This window comes from Pseudomonas sp. LBUM1669, from assembly GCF_059695705.1.
Genome location: NZ_CP166784.1, coordinates 3,956,740 through 3,976,981, shown reverse-complemented (window position 1 = coordinate 3,976,981; position 20,242 = coordinate 3,956,740). Strand labels below are relative to the sequence as shown.

Annotated in this window: 19 protein-coding genes and 1 pseudogene; 6 read left to right on the top strand and 14 right to left on the bottom strand. The window is 60.0% G+C overall.

Annotated elements, in window-relative coordinates; translation table 11 throughout:
• Window positions 1-265: 265 nt before the first annotated feature.
• On the bottom strand, window positions 266-1,972 hold the full coding sequence (locus ACA051_RS18575; RefSeq protein ID WP_497371337.1) for an amidase: 1,707 nt from the start codon (window positions 1,970-1,972) through the stop codon (window positions 266-268).
• A gap of 209 nt (window positions 1,973-2,181) precedes the next feature.
• Window positions 2,182-3,054: a LysR substrate-binding domain-containing protein gene (locus ACA051_RS18570; protein ID WP_497303800.1), complete on the bottom strand. Its 873-nt coding sequence runs from the start codon at window positions 3,052-3,054 to the stop codon at window positions 2,182-2,184.
• A 223-nt stretch (window positions 3,055-3,277) separates the two neighbouring features.
• On the opposite strand from ACA051_RS18570, the gene ACA051_RS18565 reads away from it, so the two are divergent.
• The 4 genes from ACA051_RS18565 to ACA051_RS18550 all read left to right on the top strand — a co-directional run bounded on the left by ACA051_RS18565 (window position 3,278) and on the right by ACA051_RS18550 (window position 8,271).
• Window positions 3,278-4,528, top strand: a complete 1,251-nt coding sequence (locus ACA051_RS18565) for an NAD(P)/FAD-dependent oxidoreductase (protein WP_497371335.1) — start codon at window positions 3,278-3,280, stop codon at window positions 4,526-4,528.
• Between the two features lie 46 nt (window positions 4,529-4,574).
• Window positions 4,575-6,230, top strand: coding sequence for an FAD-dependent oxidoreductase (locus ACA051_RS18560; protein ID WP_497371333.1), 1,656 nt, complete (start codon window positions 4,575-4,577; stop codon window positions 6,228-6,230).
• A gap of 4 nt (window positions 6,231-6,234) precedes the next feature.
• Complete coding sequence (locus ACA051_RS18555) at window positions 6,235-7,404, top strand: NAD(P)/FAD-dependent oxidoreductase (protein WP_497371331.1); 1,170 nt, start codon at window positions 6,235-6,237, stop codon at window positions 7,402-7,404.
• 69 nt (window positions 7,405-7,473) lie between these two features.
• Window positions 7,474-8,271, top strand: a complete 798-nt coding sequence (locus tag ACA051_RS18550; RefSeq protein ID WP_497303792.1) for a transporter substrate-binding domain-containing protein — start codon at window positions 7,474-7,476, stop codon at window positions 8,269-8,271.
• Between the two features lie 37 nt (window positions 8,272-8,308).
• Here the strand turns inward: ACA051_RS18550 and ACA051_RS18545 are convergent, their stop codons facing one another.
• From ACA051_RS18545 to ACA051_RS18530, 4 genes are all read right to left on the bottom strand, one after another.
• Entirely contained in the window at window positions 8,309-8,884 is a 576-nt protein-coding gene (locus ACA051_RS18545; protein WP_497303790.1) for an SCO family protein, read from the bottom strand.
• 3 nt (window positions 8,885-8,887) lie between these two features.
• Window positions 8,888-10,024, bottom strand: coding sequence for a hypothetical protein (locus ACA051_RS18540; protein ID WP_497371329.1), 1,137 nt, complete (start codon window positions 10,022-10,024; stop codon window positions 8,888-8,890).
• Window positions 10,025-10,037: 13 nt separating this feature from the next.
• A complete protein-coding gene (locus ACA051_RS18535; protein ID WP_497371327.1) occupies window positions 10,038-11,570 on the bottom strand; it encodes a multicopper oxidase family protein in 1,533 nt (510 codons plus the stop codon).
• 224 nt (window positions 11,571-11,794) lie between these two features.
• The gene (locus ACA051_RS18530; protein WP_497371325.1) at window positions 11,795-12,031 is read right to left on the bottom strand and encodes a hypothetical protein; all 237 of its coding nucleotides are present in this window, start codon (window positions 12,029-12,031) and stop codon (window positions 11,795-11,797) included.
• A 123-nt stretch (window positions 12,032-12,154) separates the two neighbouring features.
• Between ACA051_RS18530 and ACA051_RS18525 the strand changes: the two genes are divergently transcribed.
• Window positions 12,155-12,547, top strand: a complete 393-nt coding sequence (locus ACA051_RS18525; protein WP_497371323.1) for a GFA family protein — start codon at window positions 12,155-12,157, stop codon at window positions 12,545-12,547.
• A gap of 18 nt (window positions 12,548-12,565) precedes the next feature.
• Here the strand turns inward: ACA051_RS18525 and phnE are convergent, their stop codons facing one another.
• The 4 genes from phnE to ACA051_RS18505 are packed head-to-tail and all read right to left on the bottom strand — an operon-like array spanning window position 12,566 to window position 15,796.
• A complete protein-coding gene (gene phnE / locus ACA051_RS18520) occupies window positions 12,566-13,333 on the bottom strand; it encodes a phosphonate ABC transporter, permease protein PhnE (protein WP_497371321.1) in 768 nt (255 codons plus the stop codon).
• Entirely contained in the window at window positions 13,330-14,157 is an 828-nt protein-coding gene (locus ACA051_RS18515; protein ID WP_497371319.1) for a PhnE/PtxC family ABC transporter permease, read from the bottom strand. The genes phnE and ACA051_RS18515 overlap by 4 nt, the downstream gene beginning before the upstream one ends.
• Window positions 14,151-14,948: a phosphonate ABC transporter ATP-binding protein gene (locus ACA051_RS18510; protein WP_497303777.1), complete on the bottom strand. Its 798-nt coding sequence runs from the start codon at window positions 14,946-14,948 to the stop codon at window positions 14,151-14,153. The genes ACA051_RS18515 and ACA051_RS18510 overlap by 7 nt, the downstream gene beginning before the upstream one ends.
• Window positions 14,945-15,796, bottom strand: a complete 852-nt coding sequence (locus ACA051_RS18505) for a putative selenate ABC transporter substrate-binding protein (protein ID WP_497303776.1) — start codon at window positions 15,794-15,796, stop codon at window positions 14,945-14,947. Before ACA051_RS18505 ends, ACA051_RS18510 begins: the two co-directional genes overlap by 4 nt.
• Window positions 15,797-16,436: 640 nt before the next feature.
• Here ACA051_RS18505 and ACA051_RS18500 point away from each other — a divergent pair.
• The gene (locus tag ACA051_RS18500; RefSeq protein WP_497303774.1) at window positions 16,437-16,799 is read left to right on the top strand and encodes a DUF6124 family protein; all 363 of its coding nucleotides are present in this window, start codon (window positions 16,437-16,439) and stop codon (window positions 16,797-16,799) included.
• A gap of 304 nt (window positions 16,800-17,103) precedes the next feature.
• Here ACA051_RS18500 and ACA051_RS18495 read toward each other — a convergent pair.
• The 4 genes and pseudogenes from ACA051_RS18495 to ACA051_RS18480 all read right to left on the bottom strand — a co-directional run.
• Window positions 17,104-17,193: pseudogene (locus ACA051_RS18495) on the bottom strand (transposase domain-containing protein); the annotation flags it as partial.
• Complete coding sequence (locus ACA051_RS18490) at window positions 17,194-18,204, bottom strand: zinc-dependent alcohol dehydrogenase family protein (protein ID WP_497303772.1); 1,011 nt, start codon at window positions 18,202-18,204, stop codon at window positions 17,194-17,196.
• A gap of 55 nt (window positions 18,205-18,259) precedes the next feature.
• The gene (locus ACA051_RS18485) at window positions 18,260-18,556 is read right to left on the bottom strand and encodes an ArsR/SmtB family transcription factor (protein ID WP_072405141.1); all 297 of its coding nucleotides are present in this window, start codon (window positions 18,554-18,556) and stop codon (window positions 18,260-18,262) included.
• A gap of 475 nt (window positions 18,557-19,031) precedes the next feature.
• Window positions 19,032-19,832 (bottom strand): GNAT family N-acetyltransferase, encoded by an 801-nt coding sequence (locus ACA051_RS18480; protein WP_497371317.1) that lies wholly within the window; start codon window positions 19,830-19,832, stop codon window positions 19,032-19,034.
• Between the last annotated feature and the right edge of the window lie 410 nt (window positions 19,833-20,242).

Below are 20,242 nucleotides of genomic sequence, written 5' to 3'. Positions count from 1 at the left end.
CGAACAAGGCCCCTGTGGCAAGTCATGCTGTTCACTTAAACGCAACGCCGTATCTGTGGCGAGGGAGCTTGCTCCCGTTGGACTGCGCAGCAGGCCCTTTTTGGGCGCGCTTCGCGACCCAGCGGGAGCAAGCTCCCTCGCCACAGGGTTCTTGTTCGACTGGAGATTGTCTTGGATCAGTGAAGGTTTGAGTTTTGGAATCCGGGTGAATTGATGACAAGGCGAGATCGGAGCCTGCACTGGTCCAATCCCGCGCGCAGCTATTTCAGCCCTGCAACGGCGGTGTCCGAGGCGGGATCATTCGTTTGCTGCCGGCCGACTCAAACGCCGAAGCAAAGCGCAGCAGCGCTGAATCGTCATAGGCACGACCGGCAAAGGTCAGCCCGGCCGGCATGCCGATGTCCGGCATGACACCCATCGGCACCGTCACCGTCGGCACACCGAGGTGGCGGATGGCGAGGTTGCCGTTGGCGACCCACACTCCGTTACTCCACGCGATGTCCGCCGACTGCGGATCGACATCGGCATTCGCCGGCCCGACGTCGGCCACTGTCGGGAACAACACTGCATCGAGATTCAGCCGGTCCATCCAGTCTTCCAGGTCGATTCGACGTGTTTCTTCCAGCCCGCGCAGGCCGTCCGGCAGCGTGGTGATCCGGTCCCACGGCGTGATGCCACGCTCGGCCATCTTCACGTATTCGTCCATGCCCGCAGCGAGGTCGTCTTCGCGATTGGGCAGGGTGCCCGGGTCGTGGGGGAAGATCAGCTGCCCGTCGACATCGGCCAGGCGGTTCAGTTTCGGATCACCGTTGGCCCGCAGAAAATCATCGAACGCCCAGGCCGACAGGTCCCACAACTCATGGTGCAGGAACTCCTTGGACACCAGGCCGCGGGTGAACACAGTCGGCGCGCCCGGACGATCGCCTTCGCAATTGGAGACCAGCGGGAAGTCGACTTCGACCACCTCGGCACCCGCGGCTTCGAGTGCCTGGCGAGCCTTTTTCCAGAGACCGATCACAGTAGGACGGGTGTTGATTTTCTGCCCCGTCGGGCCACCGATGCCCGGCGCCTCGCTGGTGCCCGCGTCAGGATCGGCGTTGATGTACATGCGCGGCACGCCGAAGCGTTTTCCAGCGAGCGCATCGGTGGTAGCGGCCAGCCCGGCATAGGACGCGGGGCGCACCGAAGCGACGCTCGGAATCGGCACCCAGGGTTGCAGCCGCCACAGATCGCCGCGTGTGTCGGGGTCTTCCGCCACCACCACGTCGAGCACCTCAAGCAGGTCGGCCATGGTTCGCGCGTAGGGCACGACCACGTCCATCGTCGGCGTCAGCGGCCAGTTGCCGCGCACCGAGATCACCCCGCGCGAAGGGGTATAGGCGCACAAGCCATTGTTCGAGGCCGGACCGCGTCCGCTCGACCAGGTTTCTTCGGCAAGGCCGAAGGCCGCGAAACTGGCGGCGGTGGCAGTCCCGGCACCGTTCGATGAACCCGACGCAAAAGGCGCCGTCAGGTAGTCAGCGTTGTACGGGCTCTCGGCCCGGCCATAGACCCCGCGCTGCATGCCGCCATTGGCCATCGGCGGCATGTTGGTCTTGCCCAGGCAGATCGCCCCGGCGGCGCGCAACCGTTCAATGGTGAAGGCATCGCGATAGGCAATCAGGTTTTTGAAGGCCGGACTGCCAGAGGCCGCGGTGAGGCCTTTCACCAGATAACTGTCCTTGGCCGTATAGGGAATGCCATCCAGCGGGCCGAGCGTTTCGCCCTTGGCCCGACGGGCATCGGAGGCTTGCGCTTCCTTGAGTGCGTCGGGGTTGCGAACCACCACCGCGTTGAGCGCGGTTGGCGTATCGGCGCCGTCGTAGGCGTCGATCCTGGCAAGGTAGGCCTGGACCAGCTCAACCGCCGTGGTCTGGCCAGACGCCAGCGCCGCACGCAATTGGGCAATGGACACTTCGGTGACTTCGATCATGCTGTTACCACTGACGGCTGAGGGGGGAGGAGGTGAATGTTTGCCGCTTGCCGGGTCTTGGGCTCAGGAGCATCACGTGTCTCAAAAGGGGTGTTCATATCGATTTCTCGTTGCACGGCAATACGCGACAGGGTCTGGACTTGAAACCTGGGCCGTCTATTTAGCACCAAGGTGGGCGCAGAAGGAAACGGTGAAACGGTTTATGCCTGTCACAAAGCTTCCTGTTCCAGCCATTCCAGGAACTCGGAAAAGCCGCTTGAGCGCTTCACCCGCTTTGGATAGACCAACGTATAACGTCCACCGGTGATGATACGGCCGGCATGCACCCGCGTCAGTTGCTGGGTGAGCAACTCATCGCGTGTGAGCACGGCATCAACGAGCGCGATGCCCTGACCACATTTCACCGCGACGATCGCGGACTCCAGCGTATCGAACGTCAGATGCGCGTTATCGGCGCCGGTTGAGCCCGGGTAGTACTCTTCCCAGCGGCGCCAGTCCAGGCGATCCATGCTTGAGTCCACCAGGCGCCCGGTCTTCAGCACCTCTTCGGGGGTCGTCCCGACGAGCAGTGCCGGCGAACACACCGGAATCAGTTCCTCTTCCCACAACTCCAGCGCTTCGAAGTCGGGCCAGGTGGCGGTTCCGTAGGCGATCATGGCGTCGATCGATTCGAACGCAAAGTCGGGAAAGCGGTGATACACCGTGTCGACGCTGACGGTCACCTCCGGGTGCAGGGCATAAAACGCCGTCAGCCGTGGAATCAGCCAGCGCGCCGCCATCGTCGGGTGCGCGCGCAGGCTGACACTTCGTCCCACGGTGGCGAGCATGTGCGAGGCATCCGAGAGCAGGCCGATGACCTGTTCCGCCACCGGTACCAGCGACCGGCCTTCTGCAGTGAGCACGATTTTGCGCGTGTGCCGCTCGAACAGACGGTTGTCCAGGCGCGTCTCCAGCTGCGCAATCTGCCGACTCACCGCGCTCTGGCTCAGGTTGAGCTGCTCACCGGCCTTGCCAAAGTTGCCGGTCTTGGCAACCGTCAGGAACGCCTGCAAAAGCTCGATGGATGGCAGTTGGCGGCTCATGTGTCTATGCGCTCCTCGCATGGGATTAATGCAGATACATCACTGTAACTTCAGATGATCGAGGCACATTCTTAGCCGAAATAACAACACGGCGCTACGCGTCATTTCCAACCTGGTGGTCCTCCTCATGAACACTCCAGCAGCGGCACTTGCCAAGGTCTCGGCAACCAGGGACGACCTCCTGCCTCGTGAAGTCGACGTGGCGATCATCGGGGGTGGCCTGATGGGGTGTGCGTGTGCGTACTACCTCAGCAAAGCGGGCGCCAAGGTGCTGGTGCTCGAAAAAAGCCTGCTGGCGGGGCAGCAATCGTCTCGTGCCTGGGGCTTCGTTCGCCAGCAATCGCGTGACGAGGCCGAAGTCCCGCTGATGCAAGCCAGCATCGAGCTCTGGCGCTCGCTGGAACACGAACTCCAGACCGACCTGGGATGGCGCAACGACGGCTGTCTGTTCGTCGCGGGCAATGAGGTCGAACGTGACGGATACGAATCGTGGCTGACGGTTGCGCGCAGCTTTTCGCTCGACACCGTGATGCTGTCGCCGCGTGAAGTGGTGAAGAAGCTGCCGGGTTACGCGGTCCCGCAACTGGGCGGTTTGTTTACCGCCAGCGACGGTCAGGCGGAACCCACCCTGGTGGCTCGCGCTTATGCAATGCGTGCCCGTGAACTGGGCGCACACATCGTCGAACAGTGCGGCGCCAAAGGCATCGATGTCGCCGCCGGCCAGGTCGTCGGCGTTGAAACCGAGCGCGGCTACGTGAAGGCGAAAACGGTGGTGTGCGCCGCCGGGGCAACGACGTTCCGCCTGCTGAAGATGCTCGGCATCTCCCTGCCGCAGCAGTTGGTCAGGGGTACGGTGGCGCGGACCACGGCCGGCCCGACGCTGAGCGGTATCTCCACGATCGCCAACGGCGTGGGCTTCCGGCAACGGATCGATGGCAGTTTCAACATCGCCGACGACGCCCATGTCGATGTCGACATGACGCTGGGCCATCTGCGCGCCCTCCATTGGTATGCGCCTTCGCTGTGGGCGCAGCGCAAGTCGTTTCGCTTCCATTTGAACGGTGCGTGCCTGACGGATCTGCACCAGCGCATGCCGTGGTCGGAAGCGTCGCGGCTCGGCGCGGGCATTCACCAGCGCAATCCGCTTATCCACCCCAATGAGAAGGGGCTGGGAACCGCCATGCGCGCGCTCAAGGCCGCGTTCCCCGGGCAGGTGAATACGCAGATCGCCGACCGATGGGCGGGCGCTATCGATGTCTTGCCGGACGGCATTCCCGTCATCGACGCGCAAACGTCGCCACGGGGCCTGGCGGTGGCCACCGGATTCTGCGGCCACGGCTTTGCCATGGGCCCGATCACAGGCAAGACCCTGGCTGACTGGATCAACTCTGGCAACCCGGGCCTGGACATGCGCCAGCTGCGTCTGTCGCGATTCGCCGAGGGCGACGTCAAGCCGCCTTCTTCGCTGTTCTAGTCGATACCCACGAACCAACGCGCACGCGCCTTCCGGGGGAAACACCGTGAAACGACCTCTGACACCCGACATCTACTACGATCCAGCGTCGCTGGCAGGCAAAGCACCGCCGATCAGCGACGAAACCGATATTCTCATCGTCGGCGCGGGCCCGGCGGGGCTCGCGGCCGCCTTGACCGCCGCAGGGCAGGGCCTGCGCGTGACGCTGGTGGACGAAAACCCGGTGCCCCTCGAAACCATGGGCGAAGAGGTGCCGCTGCACTTCGGTGGCCGAATGGGCGCCGGGGTCGCTAACCGCAACAGCGTGCTGCAGACGCTGCTCGATGCCCGCCCAGAGATCGTCGAGGCGCTTGAAGCCGGGGTCGACGTGCGGCTCGGCACGGCGGTCTGGGGCCTGTTTCCCCAGCAACGCACCACGGCGTGGATCGAGGGCGCGGTCGCCGGCCTCGCCGATGACGAAAATGCTTATCTGCTGCGCTTCAAACAGGTGATCGTCGCCGCCGGAAGGCGCGACATGGGCCTCGCCTTCGATGGTTGGCATCGCCCCGGCGTCATGGGCGTCAGCGCTGCGCATCGGTTGGCGACGGTTTATGAGGCGCTGGATTGCAAGCGCGCCGTGTTGATCGGCAGCGATTCGCAAGCGCTGGTGTCGGCCCACGCGCTGATCAGCCAGGGCGTGCATATCGCGGCAATCATTGAACAGGCCCGGCAGGTGAGTGGCGATCCAGCGCTGCTCGGTCTGCTGGTCGAGCAAGGCGCTCAGGTATTGACGGGGCATGTCGTTCGCGAGGCGACCGGGGATGCCTTCGGCGTCAAGCGGATTACGGCGGTCTCTGTCGACGCGGCGGGTAGCCCCGTGGGCGGATCTCTGACGGAGATCGAATGCGACACGGTGCTGCTGGCAGTGGCCGCCATTCCCGCGATCGAACTGGTCGAGGCGGCAGGGTGCAGCACGTCATTCCAGGCCGACCGCGGTGGCCATGTCCCCGACACGGATTCTGCACAGCGCACGTCGTTGCCGTTCGTTCTGGTGGCCGGCGACTGCGCCGGCGTCTGGGCATCGAAAAGCCTCGATGACACGATTGCCCGGCGCGAAGGGCGGATCGCCGCATACGCCGCGTTGTCGGCGTTGGGTGTCGACCTTGCTCAGAACGACAAGGCGTCGGTGCCTGACGAGCCGGTCTGTGATGTGGCCGCCAATCGCGAGGCCTGGGTGCGCGCATCCACCGTCCATGCACAGAACGAACCCTTTGTTTGCCTGTGCGAAGAGGTGACGGCCAGCGAAATTCTCGGACAGCAACCGCCGCGCTATCTCGACTGGACACCCGCTGACGCAAACTTGCAAAACACCATGAAAAACGACTCGCCCAACCCGGATGTGACCAAGCGTCTGACCCGGGCCTGCATGGGACCCTGCCAGGGACGTCGTTGCCGCGAACAGGTGGCGGCCTTGCTCGGCATCGGTGCCGGTTTGAGTGTCGGCGAGATTGCGCTGGCCTCGTTTCGTCCGCCGGTCCGTCCGCTGTCACTGCAACAGATCGGACAGGTCGAGGAAGCGCCACCGATGCATAGCCGCTGGGATGCCTGGTTTGACATGCCGTCACAGTGGACGCCGTTCTGGCTGTGCACCGGCCAGCCAACCGTTGCCAGGCGGCCACAGGATGTCGTCGATCATTTGAACCCGCCGCAGAACGAGGGCTGACACCATGCACGCAGTCAAGAAATCGTCCAACCGTGCGTCCGTCGTCATCGTCGGTGGCGGCGTGACCGGATTGAGCGCCGCCTGGTGGCTGGCGCGTGAGGGCGTCGATGTGCTGGTGCTCGATGCCCACCTGATTGGCTGGGGCGCCTCGGGCCGTAATGGCGGCGGATGCTCGCATCACCACAGCCCGCTGTTTCTCGAAGAACAGCGACTCTGGCCCATGATGGACGAACTGCTCGGTTACCCGACCGAATATCGCCCGGACCGCATCAGTATCGATCTCACCGAACACCAGTTGTCACTCGACAAAAAAGTCGTGGATGAAGCCCAGTATTATGGATTGCGCGTTGACCTCCTGGACCCTCAGGAGGTTCGGGAACTCGTGCCCTTCGCGGGCGACAACGTGTTGGCGGGCTATTACTACCATTTCGGCGGCCACGCCAATCCGCACCGCACCCTGCAGGCCTACGCATGGGCGCTGCAAAATCTCGGCGGTCGTGTGCTCGAGCACACGCCCGTCGTCGCCATCGAACGCCAAGGCGACCACGTGACGGGCGTGCAAACGTCACAAGGCTTGATCGCCTGCGACCACTTGGTGATTGCCGCCGGCCCGCATACCGGTGAGCTGGCGGCCCAACTGGGCGTCGACATTCCGCTGGTCACCGCTCGCGCGGAGATGATCGTGACCGAGCCGCTGCCGTTACTGGCGGTGGGGGGGGTGGATGGCAATGGTTTGTATGGCCGGCAGACCCTGCGCGGCAACCTGGCCTACGGGGGCGGCCCGCACGAATGGGTCGAGCTCGCCGATCTGCGCGGCACACGTCCGCAGTCGACGCCCCTGCAATGCAACATCGCCAAACGACTGGCTGAACTGTTCCCCAAAATCGCTCACAAACGGGTGATTCGCAGTTGGGCAGGTTTCATCGAAAACACGCCGGACGGGCGCCCCGTCATCGACCGTCCCGCCGCGCTGGATAACCTCACCGTCGCGACGATGTCCGGTGTCGGTTTCGGGCTCTCGCCGGCGAGCGGGCATGCCATTCGCGACCTCGTTGTCGACGGCGAGTGCAGTTTTGCCGACCTGTCGACCTTTTCTCTCTCTCGTTTCGCGAGCCTGGAATCGGACTGGCAAGCGATCCAGGGATGGCTGCCGTTGCCTGTACCCCAGGCGTAGAAAGGCTGTTTTGTACTGATGTTGAATCGTTTTATTTGCAACCATCCTCCTGAAAAAAAGGGATCGACCATGAAACGAATATTCCGCAATCTGGCTTTGCTGGCCTCCATCGGCCTGACGTTGAGTGCCTTTACTGCGCCGGCTGGCGCAACAGAAGACAAGCTGCGTTTCGGCGTTGCTGCCGAACCGTATCCGCCGTTCCTCGTCAAGACACCCACCGGGCAATACACCGGTTTCGAACCCGACCTGATCCGCGCGCTCTGCGAGCAGATGAAAGCCGAGTGCGAGATCAAGGAAGTGGCCTGGGACGGCATCATTCCGGCGCTGCTTGCCAACAAGTTCGACGTGCTCTTCAACTCCATGGGCATCAGCCCGGAACGGCAGAAAGTCATCGCTTTCTCGCGTCCGTATTACGAGACGACGGGGATCTTTGTCGCCGCGAAGGACGCCAATCTGACGCTGACACCGGAAGGCCTGGCCGGTAAATCCATCGGCGTGCAGGGCTCGACCACCAACGCCGAGTTCATCCAGACCGCTTATGGCAAGGCATCGAACATCCGCATCTACAACACACAGGATGACTGCAACGCCGATCTGTTGGCGGGCCGTATCGACGTCATGTTCCTCGACAAGCTCGGCGACATCGATTTCCTGAAGTCCCAGGACGGGTTGGCCTACGAGGAAAAAGGCATCGGCAGCGTCAAGATGGACCCCTTGCTCTATGGCCTGGGAATCGGCGCGGGCCTGCGCAAGAGTGACACCGCACTCAAGGCACGAATCGATCAGGCGCTCACGCAATTGCATGACTCGGGCAAGTACACGCAAATTTCGCAGAAGTACTTTCCGGTGGATCTCTGGCCACACTGAAACCTGATCAGCGGAAAGCAACTTGGGGGGATTTGATTCAACGTCCGGCCGCTGCATCGGCCAGTGCAGCGACCACCTGTTTCTCGATTTCCTGCTCATCCATCCCGCGACCGAAATGCTTGAGGTAGCGGCCCTGGCTGTCGAGCAGAAACAGGATTGTCGAGTGGTCCATCATGTACTGGTCCGGCTTATCCCCGGACGGCACTTTCTTGTAATACACGTGATAAGCGTCGGTGATGCGCACGATGTCTTGCGCCGAGCCGGTCAGGCCGACGAAGTCGCTGGCGAAGTAGCCCACGTACTCCTTGAGTTTTTTCGGCGTGTCACGTTCCGGGTCGATGGTGACGAAAACCGGTCGCACCGTGATGCCTTTGTCTTTTTGCAGTTGCCGACTGATACGGGCCATTTTCGCCAGGTCAGTAGGGCAAATGGCCGGGCAGGTCATGAACCCGAAGTACAGTAAAGCCGGTTGGCCAAAGCTGCGTTCGGTGACCCGCTGGCCATTCTGGTTGGTCAGTTGGAACGGCCCGCCGATGTCGGTACGGGTCGCCGCCGTGACGCCGCTCGCCAATCCCATCAGCAGCAGAAGGCCTGCCACGCGCAGCCTGTTCATCGCTCAATACCCTCCCGAATAGGTCAGCGCCAGACCAATCAGCTCCGACATTTGGCCGTCCTCTTTCTGGGTGCCGGCGGACAGCCCCAGCTTGATCTGGCCGGTGATGTTGTAGGTCAGGCTCAGTTCGTTGAGGTAATCCTGGTGATCCGCGCCCCCGGTCGATTCGCGATGCTTGTCGGTGCGGGTCGCGCCAAGGGCCCAGTCGCCGAAATCGAACGTCAGCGAGGTGGTCAGGTAACGGGTGTCATTGCCTTTGATGCCATCTTCATTGTCGACATCGGCGAATTCGATGAAGGGCACGATATCGAAGTAACGCCCCGCCAGCGTCGGCTCCAGGTCAGTGCTTGGCGCGTAGGCCCAGATATAGCGGGCGGAGGCGATCTTGATGGTTTCATCATCTTCACCAGGTGGATTGGCTTGCGTCTCGTCCTCGGCCTTTTTGTTGAACATGTAGCCGAACTGCGTTTCCAGATAAGGCACCGCCGGAATTGCCAGCCAGTTCACGGTCAGCGCATAGGAGTCGAGCTTCCCGGTGTTCGACGGACCGCCGTCGCTGCGCTGGAGCTTTTCGCCATGGCGCAGGTAAGGCCGGCCGAGAAACGAATTGTCGGCGGTGTAGAAACTGACGTTGGGTTCGATCATGCCCAGGCGCTGATCGAAAAACCGATACGCCACCGTGCCGCCGAGCATGCCGTCCAGGTCGTAGGTGCTGACGAAATCTTCGGTGTAGAGCCCGGGCGCCTGGTCCTGCGCACGACCGAACGGCACGTGGTACTTGCCGACACTGAAGGCCGAGTTGGCGTTGTTCTGGTAATAGTTGAGGTCGTTGATCACCAGTCCCACGTCTTCAAAAAAACGTTTCTGCCCAGGTTCCGGCCCCGCTATGGGGTTGATCTCGGTGGAAAACCGGATCTGCTGGTCGTGGGTGAAACGGAAGTAAAACGTGGTGTTGATGTCCGGGTAGGCATCCGTGCTGTTGCGATTGCCGCCCTGGGGCGAATCGGCATGCACGTGGTCATATTGAAAAGTCGCGTCGTAATCCATGCCGACGTTGGGGTATTGCCCGTCATCGGCCAGCGTCGCCTCAACGCCGCATACCGATCCCAGCAACAACATAGCCAAGCGATAGTTGCTCATGGCATCGCCCCTTTTACTTGATCAGCGGGCTGGACGCTTTCGGGTCCTGTCCGGTGTTGCGCAGGTAGGAGCACAACTGATTGTTTTCACCGTACAGCCCGCCCAGGGGTTCGAGCTTGACCGCCTGCTCGTAGTCCTCGGGCTTGACCACCTGGATCGCCTGCATCATGCCGCCGTCCTCGTGTTCGAGGATGTGGCAGTGATAAACGAACTTGCCAAGAATCACCGGATCGCGAAACGGAATTCGCACGGTGATCGAGCCCGTAGCGGGGATGAATACGTTGTCCCGATAGCCGCTGAACTGCACCGGTTTGCCATTGATCTCGGTGACCTGGAAGTCCACCTGGTGAATATGAAACTGGTGCAATTCCTGGGACGGGTTGAACAGGCGCCACTCTTCCACGTCGCCGAGCTTGACCGTGGTGTTGACCCGGTCCAGCTCGAAGCGGGTGCCGTTGATCAAGAACGCGTTGGGGTCGGTGTCCGAATCCTGGAAGGCGAACTGACGTGTCTTGTTCACCGCGATCTTGCTGAAGTCTTCTGCCGGCGGATAGGCGCTGGTGATCTGCCGGGTCGCGACCCGCTCACCGCTGGATCGCAACACCGCGAGTTTGGCCGCCGGGTAGTCATCGCCGGCCGGGCCGGTGTTGCCGGAGCCTGTTTCGATTTCGTAGGAGCCTGCCGGTGGCCCGACCACCAACACACTGAACCGCGCCGATGGCCCGATCAGCACCTGATCGGCGTCGACCCGGCGCGTAACGGTATTGCCATCGCGCGACAACACCTGCACCGACTGACCGTTGATGCGAATCCGGAAATACTGGTTCGCCGCAATATTGATGAAATGCCAGAGCTGGGTTTCGCCGGGCTTGATGTCGATAATCGGGACTTCCTGGCCGTTGACCGTGCGAATCGACGGCGCGCTGGTGATGATCTCGCTGGCGACTTTGCCCGTCAGGGTTTTCTGAAAGTTACGCAAGACCAGGACCTGTTCCTTGATGCCCTTGAGTTCGGGAAACGGATCGAGCATGCCGTCGACGAGGATCGGTCCGGCGATCCCGGCGGACACCTGACGCTGAGAGCCACCATGGAAATGGCTGTGATACCAGTAGGCCCCTGGGCTGTGATTGAGGGGCAACTTGACGGTGTATTCGCCGACCTGATGGGGTTGGGTCACGCGAAAAATATTGTCACCCTGATCCAGGGGCGATACCTGCATGCCGTGGAAATGCAGGTTGGTGATTTCGTCCATGCGGTTATCCAGGCGTATCGCCATGGTGCCGCCCGGTCGCGTGCGAATCAGCGGCGAATCGTAATCGCCGTTGAACACCAGCGAAACATAACGCTCGTTCCCTACGTTGACCTGCTGTTCGGCCGCCGTCAGCGTGGCGTGCGTCACGCCGCTGGCATCGTAGGTGAACTCGGGATTCTGGCGCAGCGGTTGTGACGCAGGCTCAGCGGACTGCTGTGTCGCACAACCGGTCAATGAAAGCGCCAATACGCTCGCGCAGAATGCAAAGGGGCGGACGCTGAAAGCTCTGGGCATGATCGCGACCTTCGGTGGCTTGGCGAGGAACTGCGTGGCGCAGTGCGCCTGTGCGTTGCCGAAGGGTGATCAGAAGACACCGCGAAAATGCTCAAGGCCACGTCCTGCATGGCGTTGAGAGGTTTGCGCGCAACTTTTCGCAGTTTAGAACAGTTCTCGTTACGCGCAAGTTTCGGGATCCAAGAAGCAGCCTCCAGATGATGAGCAGCACATTTCTATCAGCATCAAAGGTCTTTTTTCGCCTCCTCATCGAGATGATGACCATCCTTATGTCGTTCTTTATCCAGTTTCTTCGCTTCTTTATCGATGTCTTTTCCGTCTCGGTCGACATCTTTGTCCACATCACGAACATCTTCTCTGACGTCTTTCGCAACGTCGCCTTCGGCGGTCGCGATGCCCATATGAGCAATCAATCCCGTGGATAACAGGGCTATGATAAAAATCGCTTTGAGGGTTCGCATTGGATGGCTCCTTTTCTTCAACTTTGCTGAGTCGTCGGGAGTTGAAAAATTAGGTGGGATAGCCGGTTATTTCCAACCCGCTGGTCGAGACGTCCGACCGTTTGATATCAGAGGAGACGCAGCATGAAGCGATTCACCGGCGGCTGCCTGTGCGGCAATGTTCGAATCAAAGCGTCAGGACGGCCCTACCGGGTCGGCCTTTGTCACTGTCTCGACTGCCGCAAGCATCATGGGGCTCTTTTCAATGCCAGCGCGATCTTCCCTCAGGAGGCAGTGACGATCGAGGGCGAAACCCGCGACTACGCCGGGCGGCATTTTTGTCCGCGTTGCGGTTCGTCCGTTTTTGCACGTACTGCCGACGAAATCGAAGTGAACCTGGGGTCACTCGATGCCCCTGATCAACTGACGCCAACTTACGAGAGCTGGATCGTGCGTCGCGAGTTCTGGTTGCCGGCGTTTGCGCTCATCAGGCACTACGAACACGACCGTGAGGGGACAGGGCGTTTGGAGGAGTAGGGCGTTCTGCGAAAGCAGTCAGGCCTTGACCCAGCGTTGACGGCTCCAGCTGCTCAATGAATCGACGGCGAACACCAATAGCAACATGGCCAGGATCACCGTGCTGGCTTGAGCTTCCTGGAACAGGCTGAGGCTGACATAGAGCATTTGTCCCAGACCACCGGCGCCGACGAAGCCGAGCACACTGGCCATGCGGATATTGTTTTCCCAGCGGTACAGGATGTAGGCCAGCAGCTGCGGCAACAGGTTGGGCAGTGTGCCGTAACAGAATGCCCATACGGCATTGCCACCCTGCAGGCGGATGGCGTCTGCCGGTTCGGGCGGGGTGTTTTCCAAGGCTTCGGCAAACAGCCGGCCGAGTACGCCAGTGGTGTGCAGGGCCAAGGCGAGGGTGCCGGCATTGGGGCCGAGTCCGGCGGCCAGCACCATCAGCGCCGCCCATACCAGTTCCGGTACCGCGCGCAAGGCATTGAGGACCAGACGCGACGCACTCTGAAACGGCCATCCGAAACGCCCGGCCGCGGGCAATGCCAACAGCAGGCCGAATACCGCCGCGAGCAGGGTGCCCAGGGCAGACATGGCAATGGTTTCCAAGGCGCCATGAGCGATGGCTTGCAGATGGCTTGCGCTCAGGTCCGGGCTGAGGAAACGCTGAACATAGGCAGCCATCTGCTTCAGATTGCCGGCACCGCCGAGTTCGCCGAGGTCGATGCCCAGGTAGATGAACGAGGCGACTACCGCGGCGCCAATGCCCAGGACCAGCGCCAGGTTGATCAGACGATTCATGTCAGCCTCCAGCGCAGCAGGCGGCTGAGTTGATCGGCGAGCAGCACCAGAACGAGGAAGGTGAGTAACAAACTGGCCACTTCACCCCCGGCGAACATGCGTAACGACAGATCCATTTGCTGGCCCAGACCGCCGGCGCCGACGAAGCCCATCACCACCGAGGCGCGGATGGCGCACTCCCAACGGTACACCGTGTACGACATCAGCTCCGCCGCGACATTGGGCAGGATTCCGTAGCAAAACGCTGCGAGCCGCCCGCTGCCTGAACGCAGTAATGCATGGGCCGGGCGCTGGTCGACCGACTCGAAAATTTCCGCGTAGACCTTGCCCAACATGCCGCTGTAGGTAATCGCAATGGCCAGAACCCCCGCGGTCGGGCCGAGGCCGACGGCGCGCACGAACAGCAGGGCCCAGACGATTTCCGGCACACTGCGCAGGAAGATCAGCAAACCGCGTACCGGCCAACGCAGCAGCTGGCCGCCGAAGCTTGGGCGACCGGCACGGGAGGCCGCCGACAGCGACAGGGCGCGGCTGGCCAGCAGGCTGGCGGGGACGGCCAATAGCAACGCCAGGGCCATGCCGGCCGTGGCGATGGCCAGGGTCTGCAGAGTGGCCTGCAACAGCAGCTCGATGAACTCCGCGTCATGGGCCGGTGGCCAGAAGGCGGAGACAAACCGGCCCATCTCTCTCTGACTGTCACTCGATACTAAAACGCTGAGGTCCAACTCGCTGAAGTGGATGCCCGGCCAAAACAGGGCGATCGCCAGCAGGCTGAGGAGCAAGCGGGGCAGGGCGGCGGGATCGCGCGAGGCAGACGTCAGCATCGGGGAATCTGCACACTCAAGGACACGGGAGGCACCGGCGAGGCGTGCAACTGCTCATTGGCGTAGAGCTTGTCGAGCAGCTCGCGGTCGACGGCGCCGGCCGCAAGGTCGAACAGGATCTGCCCGTCACGCAGGCCGATGATCCGCGAAAAGTGCGCGAGGGCCAGCTCCACCGCATGCAGGCTGGCGACCAGGGTGACGTTGTGCTCCCGGGCGTGGCGGCAGAGCACCGAAAGCGTGTGTTCGGCCAGCACCGGGTCCATCGCTGAAACCGGCTCATCAGCCAGTAACACCTCGGGCGCTTGATACAACACGCGGGCAATGCCCACACGCTGGAGCTGGCCGCCGGACAGTTGCTGGCATTGCGCAAACAACTTGTCGCTCAGGTCCAGCCTGGCCAGCGCCGCACGTGCGCCCGGAACATCTAGCGGATGCACCAGGTTCAGCAGGCTCTTGCCCAGACCCCACTGTCCCAGCTTTCCGGCCAGCACCGCGGTGACCACACGCTGGCGCGGTGGCAGGGGCGGCGATTGATGGATCAGACCGATGCGTGCGCGTAAACGCTGGCGCTGACGGGCAGACAGCAGCCACGCTCGCTCGCCGAGCACCTGCAACTCGCCGTTGTCCGGTCGCAACGCGGTGGCCAGCACGTTGAGCAGGCTCGACTTGCCGGCCCCGGACGGGCCGATGATCGCAACCTGTTCGCCTGCACCGATGTGCAGGTTCACGTCACGCAACGCCTGAACACCGTTGGCGTGAGTCAGGCTGGTCTGGGTCAGGCGCAATGTCATTTCAGCAGTTCGGCGGCGCGTGCGGCTTCCTCGATGCCTTTGTAATTGTCAGGGCTGGTTTCGATGAACCGGCTGGCCGCCTGCAAATCGAGAATTTCCTTGTCCTTCGGGTTCGCTGGATCAAGCGCGAGGAAGGCTGCCTTGATCTTTGCCGCCAGCGCCGGGTCGAGGGTCCCGCGCACCGTCCAGTTGTAGTCGAAGTAGGCCGGGGTGGTCGCAAACACTTTGACTTTGGCAGTGTCGACCTTGCCGGCAGCCACGAGTTTTTCCCACACGCTGGCGTTCAGCACCCCGGCGTCCACCTTGCCGGCCTGGACCCAGGCGACGGTGGCGTCATGGGCGCCGGAGTAGCCGACGCGGCTGAAGTAGGTTTCAGGCTTGATGCCGTCCTTGAGCATGAAATAACGCGGCATGAGACTGCCCGATGTCGAGGACACCGAGCCGAACGCGAAGGTCTTGCCCTTGAGGTCGGCGAGGGATTTGACGTTCGGGTCAGCGGTGATGAATTTGCTGGTGAACTGGGCGTCCTGTTCGCGCTGCACCAGTGGAATGGCATTACCGGTTTTCAGGCGCGCCTGCACAAACGTGAAACCGCCCAGCCAGGCCAGATCGATACGGTCAGTAGCCAGCGCCTCGACCACCGCCGGATAGTCGCTCACGGGCACGAACTCGACCTTCATCCCGAGTTTTTGCTCCAGATAAGCGCCCAGCGGCTTGAACTTGCGCAGCAGTTCGGTAGGGGCTTCATCGGGAATCGCGCTGACTTTCAAGGTGTCGGCGGCCTGCGCCAACAGGCTGCCAAATGTCAGGGTCAGGCCGACGGCCAATGCCAGGGTACGCTTGAGCATGGAAGCTCTCCGGTGAATGAACAGAAAAATATCGATGCGCCAGGCACAAGCTGAATCGTCCTTGGCGCTTTGTGAGGGTAGACGAAGCGGGGGCATATTAACCGCTTTTGACCTCGTCAATAGGTGTCGCGAAGGACTGCACAACCATTGCTCGAACTGAACCTTGATCGCACTTTTGGCATTCAACCGGCATTTTAATCTCTCTCATTGTTTTCTGACGCAAACAGGCCGGCGTGTACGCTTTTGGGCGAGCGCTACGCGTCCCTGTTTTTTTAATGTCTTAAACATGTTTGAGGGCGCGCGTTTAAAGACACTCGGCGTTACGTCCTAACGGCTACAGTGCCTTGCGTCGTTACCTACGCGTGCGCCAGAATCCGCCGGCTTGTGCGTCTAGGGCATGGGTTCTATCGTGGTCTCGTCACTAAAAACAGTGATGGGTTTGGTAGACCCTCAGCATCGACGCATAGCGTCACCTTCAGCGGTCCTTTCTCAGGACTGCGATTTTATGGTGGCCATGCGTAGGGCTCCTTCGGGGGCGCCGGTTCCGATGCCCGGTCTACCAACCTCCGTATGGCCGCCACCCTCCGTTTGGTAGCGAGAGGGCGATGGCTCCTTTTTAAGCAGCATCGGAGTGTCATCTATGATCAAACCAACTCCCAACCCACCGGACACCGATCCGGCATCCCCGTACGAATCCCTCGATTCGAAAAAACTCAACGAAGCCGCCGAACGCGCCCTCGACCATTACCTCAATCCGGGCGCCCACATCATGGCCTGCAACCACGAACCCGAACCCATGTTCCTCGCCAACCCCAAGTACGACACCGAATCCCTGCTGGCCAACGCCAGCGAATCATTGGGCTCGGCCACCACCATGCTCAGCAATTTCGCGGCGTTGCTGGATAACTCGCATCGCAAGACGCTGTTGGGGATTACCCAAGTGGTGATGTTGGGGGAATTGGCGGTGAATCAGGCGTTGGATAAGGTTGAGGTGAAGGAGTAAGAGCGAACCCTCTGTGGCGGTGGGTTAACCCGTTGCCACAGAGGGGAGGTGACTGCATCAGAATCAAAGGTCCGAACCGGAGGGCATTCGGTTATGAAAGATTTGCACGAAGTAGCCCAGCCCATTGCTCAGGTGTGTTCGTCCCTCTTCCTGATAACCTTCCCGTTCGAAGAACCGTTGCACTGGCGGGATGAGCGGGGCTGCATCGCCCCCTGACGCGAGGCCCCTGCAAAAAAGTAACGACGAATTTACCTCGACACGCACCCTGCGCTTTGGGTCGACTACGGCTCTTCGTGACTGACTGCAGTCGGCCAATCTCTCTCGCCCGCTGCGTCGGCAGCCGTGTCAGCATCTCTTTGAGATAGGCATATGGATCATGCCCATTCATGCTGGCTTAAATATCCAGGCAAATTTTGCCGAAATGCTGGTTGGTTTCCTGATACTTGAACGCTTCGACAATCTCGCTCAAAGGGAAATGACGATCAATAATCGGGCGCATGCCATTAGCATTGATGGCTCGGATCATGTCTTGCTGCTGGCTGCGGCTACCCACCAACACACCCTGCAGACGCACTTGCTTGATCAGTGCCGGTACAAAATTCATTGCACCGCTTACGCCACTCAATATCCCGATAACGGAAATGTGACCAGCAACCCGAATTGCAATCATCGATTGCTCAAGCGTCGCAGGGCCGCCGACTTCGATGATGTGGTCAACACCACGGCCACCCGTTAGAGCGCGTGCAGTTTCGCCCCAGTTAAGGTCTTTGCGGTAATTGATTACATGATCAGCGCCTAGGGCTTTCAGACGTTCAAGTTTTTCGTCGCTTGAAGAGGTAGCAATGACGGTAGCACCGGCCATTTTAGCGAACTGCAGGGCGAAAATTGAAACGCCACCAGTGCCTTGGACGAGCACGATGTCGCCCGGCTTGAGTGAGTCATCGGCCATCAGGGCGCGCCATGCAGTAAGGCCTGCGGTGGTAAGCGTCGACGCTTCAGCATGGCTGTAGCCAGTAGGCGCGAGGGTAAACGATGTGGCTTTGGCCGTCACTTGCTCACGAGCGTAGCCGTCAATGCCATCACCTGGCACGCTGACAAAGCCTTCAACCAGTGGCACACCGTTGATCCACTCCGGGAAGAAGGTGCTGACGACCGAGTCACCCACCTTGAATTCAGTGACATCGGGGCCGACTGTAATGACTTCACCTGCACCATCGGCCATGGGGATGCGTTTTTCGCTAGGGCCCCACATACCGCTGACCACCGCGAAGTCGTGGTAGTTGAGCGAGTTGGCGTGAAGGCGTACGGTGATTTCGCCACGCGCAGCGGCTTGGACTTCGCTGCTGCCAACCACAACGTTTTCATAGCCGCCACCGGGTTGGACGAAGATAGTTTTGCTGCTCATAGGGAGTTCCTTATGTTTTCTAATTACGCGAAATAACGAAATGAAAGCTTAAAAATTACAATTCGATGATCAACCTAGCCGCAAAGTCGTCAATCGCCTGCTCATTGCGTCGGTAGTAGGTCCACTTTCCGATGCGGGTGGTTAGCACGAAGCCTGCGCGCTGCAAGATAGCTAAGTGTGCAGACGCGGTAGAAGGTGAAAGCCCTGCCTTGTGCTGCAAATGGGTTACGCACACTCCTATCGCAGGATCGCCATGATCCTGAGGTGGGAAATTACTAAGTGGGTCTTTGAGCCACTCCATCATTTGCATGCGAGTGTCATTGCCCAGGGCTTTGAGCTGTTCGAGTATCATGGTCGGCAATGCTACGCTTTTTTCCGAAATGTTCAATAAGTAATCTATTACCCTTCGCAAGGGTTTGAAATCAAAAAAACTCATCCAGCCGATTCGGCCCTACTTTTGTAGATGCATTGAATGACTGCTTGGACTAACCCTCTCTGGTAGACATCCCCGGTCTATGTTTGAACGTCCTGGCCCCCCATCAACATCTTGCAACCCTTTCCTCTTTCCGGAGGAAACATCATGCCAAACTCAAATCTTCAATGATGATGGCTCTGGAGTGCCTGCAACCGGCCCAGAGTGTGTAAAAACGCTTCGCCAAATTTGAAGTGTGCGCGTCTACGTTAAATCTGAAATTTATCGGCACGTCAGCAGATGTGGATTTCGCGTAGAAGCGCGATTTTCAGTCCGGTTTTGAGTACCTGTCGCGCTCAAAAACGTTTTTACACAGCCTCGGCCAGAAGCGGACGATCGTGTTCAGCCATTTATCTTAGTTATCTGCGAGGCGGTACAGTGCTTGGGCATGAGATGTCGTCAACCCGGCACGTTGCAGATTTCGCCGACTTTGGGAGCTGGCAAGCGCGGTAGCGGCGATCAAGTGGCAGCCATGCGTCTTGGCTTGCTCAATTCGATGAGATATCAGTGCCCCATGGTAGCCAAGGCCCCGGGCATGCTTTCGGGTGGCAGCCGTTCCAAGGTAGGCAATGCCATTACTGGCCAAATACATTGAGGCTCCTGCCACGACTTTCCCATCAGCTTTCAGGACGCAGATTTTCAAACGTCCGCTCGACGTCTGCTCTGCGAAGGATGCTTGATTCAGCAATCGGTACTCTGGTTTGGTATGAAAACCGCCAGCATGCACATCTGCGAACTGAGCAAGAGTTTTTGACGTGACTTCCTCGATTTCGAATGAGTGACGACTCAAGACCACTTTCTCGATGGCACATGCGAATTGCAAGTGAGTCCAGCCCCTCAAACGCTCAAGCTGCGCGTCGCCTACGAGTGAGTACTGCCCCAACGCGGAAAGTTTCCCGATAAGGGGAGTTACGGCCGAATGTTCCGCTGAATCTTTGAGCAACTTCAATACTGCCTGGGGATCACGGGCGCTGTCGCCGTAGATGCGGTTGAGCATTGGGCTAGGTGTTGCGCTCACCTGAAAACACGGAAAGTCTCCGTTGGAAAAAACACGTGCGCCATAAGGATTTCCGCTTACCCCTGCCAAGTTATGGACACGCGAACGCAAATACTCGCTTTCTGCGGCCTCAATCTGATGGGCCAGTTCAACATCCATGTAAGTCGTCCTTTTTTGAAGATTTCCAAGGGAGGTAAATTGCATCGAACAATACGCTTGCGTCCAAGTACGTGCCAGTAACTCGCTCTGCTTCACCGTCAGCTTTGGGTCGATTACTGCCTGTCGTGAAGGGCCGTATTCGCCTCATAGCTATCCGCTGAAGAGTCCAAGCCGCTGGGAGCGACTCACACAGCACGTTACTCAAAATCCCTTCATCTGAAGCTCTCCGTCTGATTATTTTAGTCTTTAATTTTGCCGCATAGCCCTGCAATCAGCGAATGACAGTTCCCTATGTCAAAAAAGTCCAGCTGTGTGAAATTAGGTTAAGTGTCTAAGCTATAACCGTTTTTGACCTCGTCGTGTTATTTCGAAGGCTAAAAATCGTTCATTTCTCAGTCGGCGAGAAGTAA

Coding starts and splice junctions, on each gene's coding strand:
- ACA051_RS18550 (WP_497303792.1), top strand. CDS start 7,474: ATGAAACGAATATTCCGCAATCTGGCTTTGCTGGCCTCCATCGGCCTG.
- ACA051_RS18485 (WP_072405141.1), bottom strand. CDS start 18,556: ATGATACTCGAACAGCTCAAAGCCCTGGGCAATGACACTCGCATGCAA.
- ACA051_RS18540 (WP_497371329.1), bottom strand. CDS start 10,024: ATGAGCAACTATCGCTTGGCTATGTTGTTGCTGGGATCGGTATGCGGC.
- ACA051_RS18510 (WP_497303777.1), bottom strand. CDS start 14,948: ATGACATTGCGCCTGACCCAGACCAGCCTGACTCACGCCAACGGTGTT.
- ACA051_RS18530 (WP_497371325.1), bottom strand. CDS start 12,031: ATGCGAACCCTCAAAGCGATTTTTATCATAGCCCTGTTATCCACGGGA.
- ACA051_RS18515 (WP_497371319.1), bottom strand. CDS start 14,157: ATGCTGACGTCTGCCTCGCGCGATCCCGCCGCCCTGCCCCGCTTGCTC.
- ACA051_RS18480 (WP_497371317.1), bottom strand. CDS start 19,832: ATGGATGTTGAACTGGCCCATCAGATTGAGGCCGCAGAAAGCGAGTAT.
- ACA051_RS18490 (WP_497303772.1), bottom strand. CDS start 18,204: ATGAGCAGCAAAACTATCTTCGTCCAACCCGGTGGCGGCTATGAAAAC.
- ACA051_RS18555 (WP_497371331.1), top strand. CDS start 6,235: ATGCACGCAGTCAAGAAATCGTCCAACCGTGCGTCCGTCGTCATCGTC.
- ACA051_RS18535 (WP_497371327.1), bottom strand. CDS start 11,570: ATGCCCAGAGCTTTCAGCGTCCGCCCCTTTGCATTCTGCGCGAGCGTA.
- phnE (WP_497371321.1), bottom strand. CDS start 13,333: ATGAATCGTCTGATCAACCTGGCGCTGGTCCTGGGCATTGGCGCCGCG.
- ACA051_RS18505 (WP_497303776.1), bottom strand. CDS start 15,796: ATGCTCAAGCGTACCCTGGCATTGGCCGTCGGCCTGACCCTGACATTT.
- ACA051_RS18525 (WP_497371323.1), top strand. CDS start 12,155: ATGAAGCGATTCACCGGCGGCTGCCTGTGCGGCAATGTTCGAATCAAA.
- ACA051_RS18500 (WP_497303774.1), top strand. CDS start 16,437: ATGATCAAACCAACTCCCAACCCACCGGACACCGATCCGGCATCCCCG.
- ACA051_RS18545 (WP_497303790.1), bottom strand. CDS start 8,884: ATGAACAGGCTGCGCGTGGCAGGCCTTCTGCTGCTGATGGGATTGGCG.
- ACA051_RS18575 (WP_497371337.1), bottom strand. CDS start 1,972: ATGATCGAAGTCACCGAAGTGTCCATTGCCCAATTGCGTGCGGCGCTG.
- ACA051_RS18570 (WP_497303800.1), bottom strand. CDS start 3,054: ATGAGCCGCCAACTGCCATCCATCGAGCTTTTGCAGGCGTTCCTGACG.
- ACA051_RS18565 (WP_497371335.1), top strand. CDS start 3,278: ATGGGGTGTGCGTGTGCGTACTACCTCAGCAAAGCGGGCGCCAAGGTG.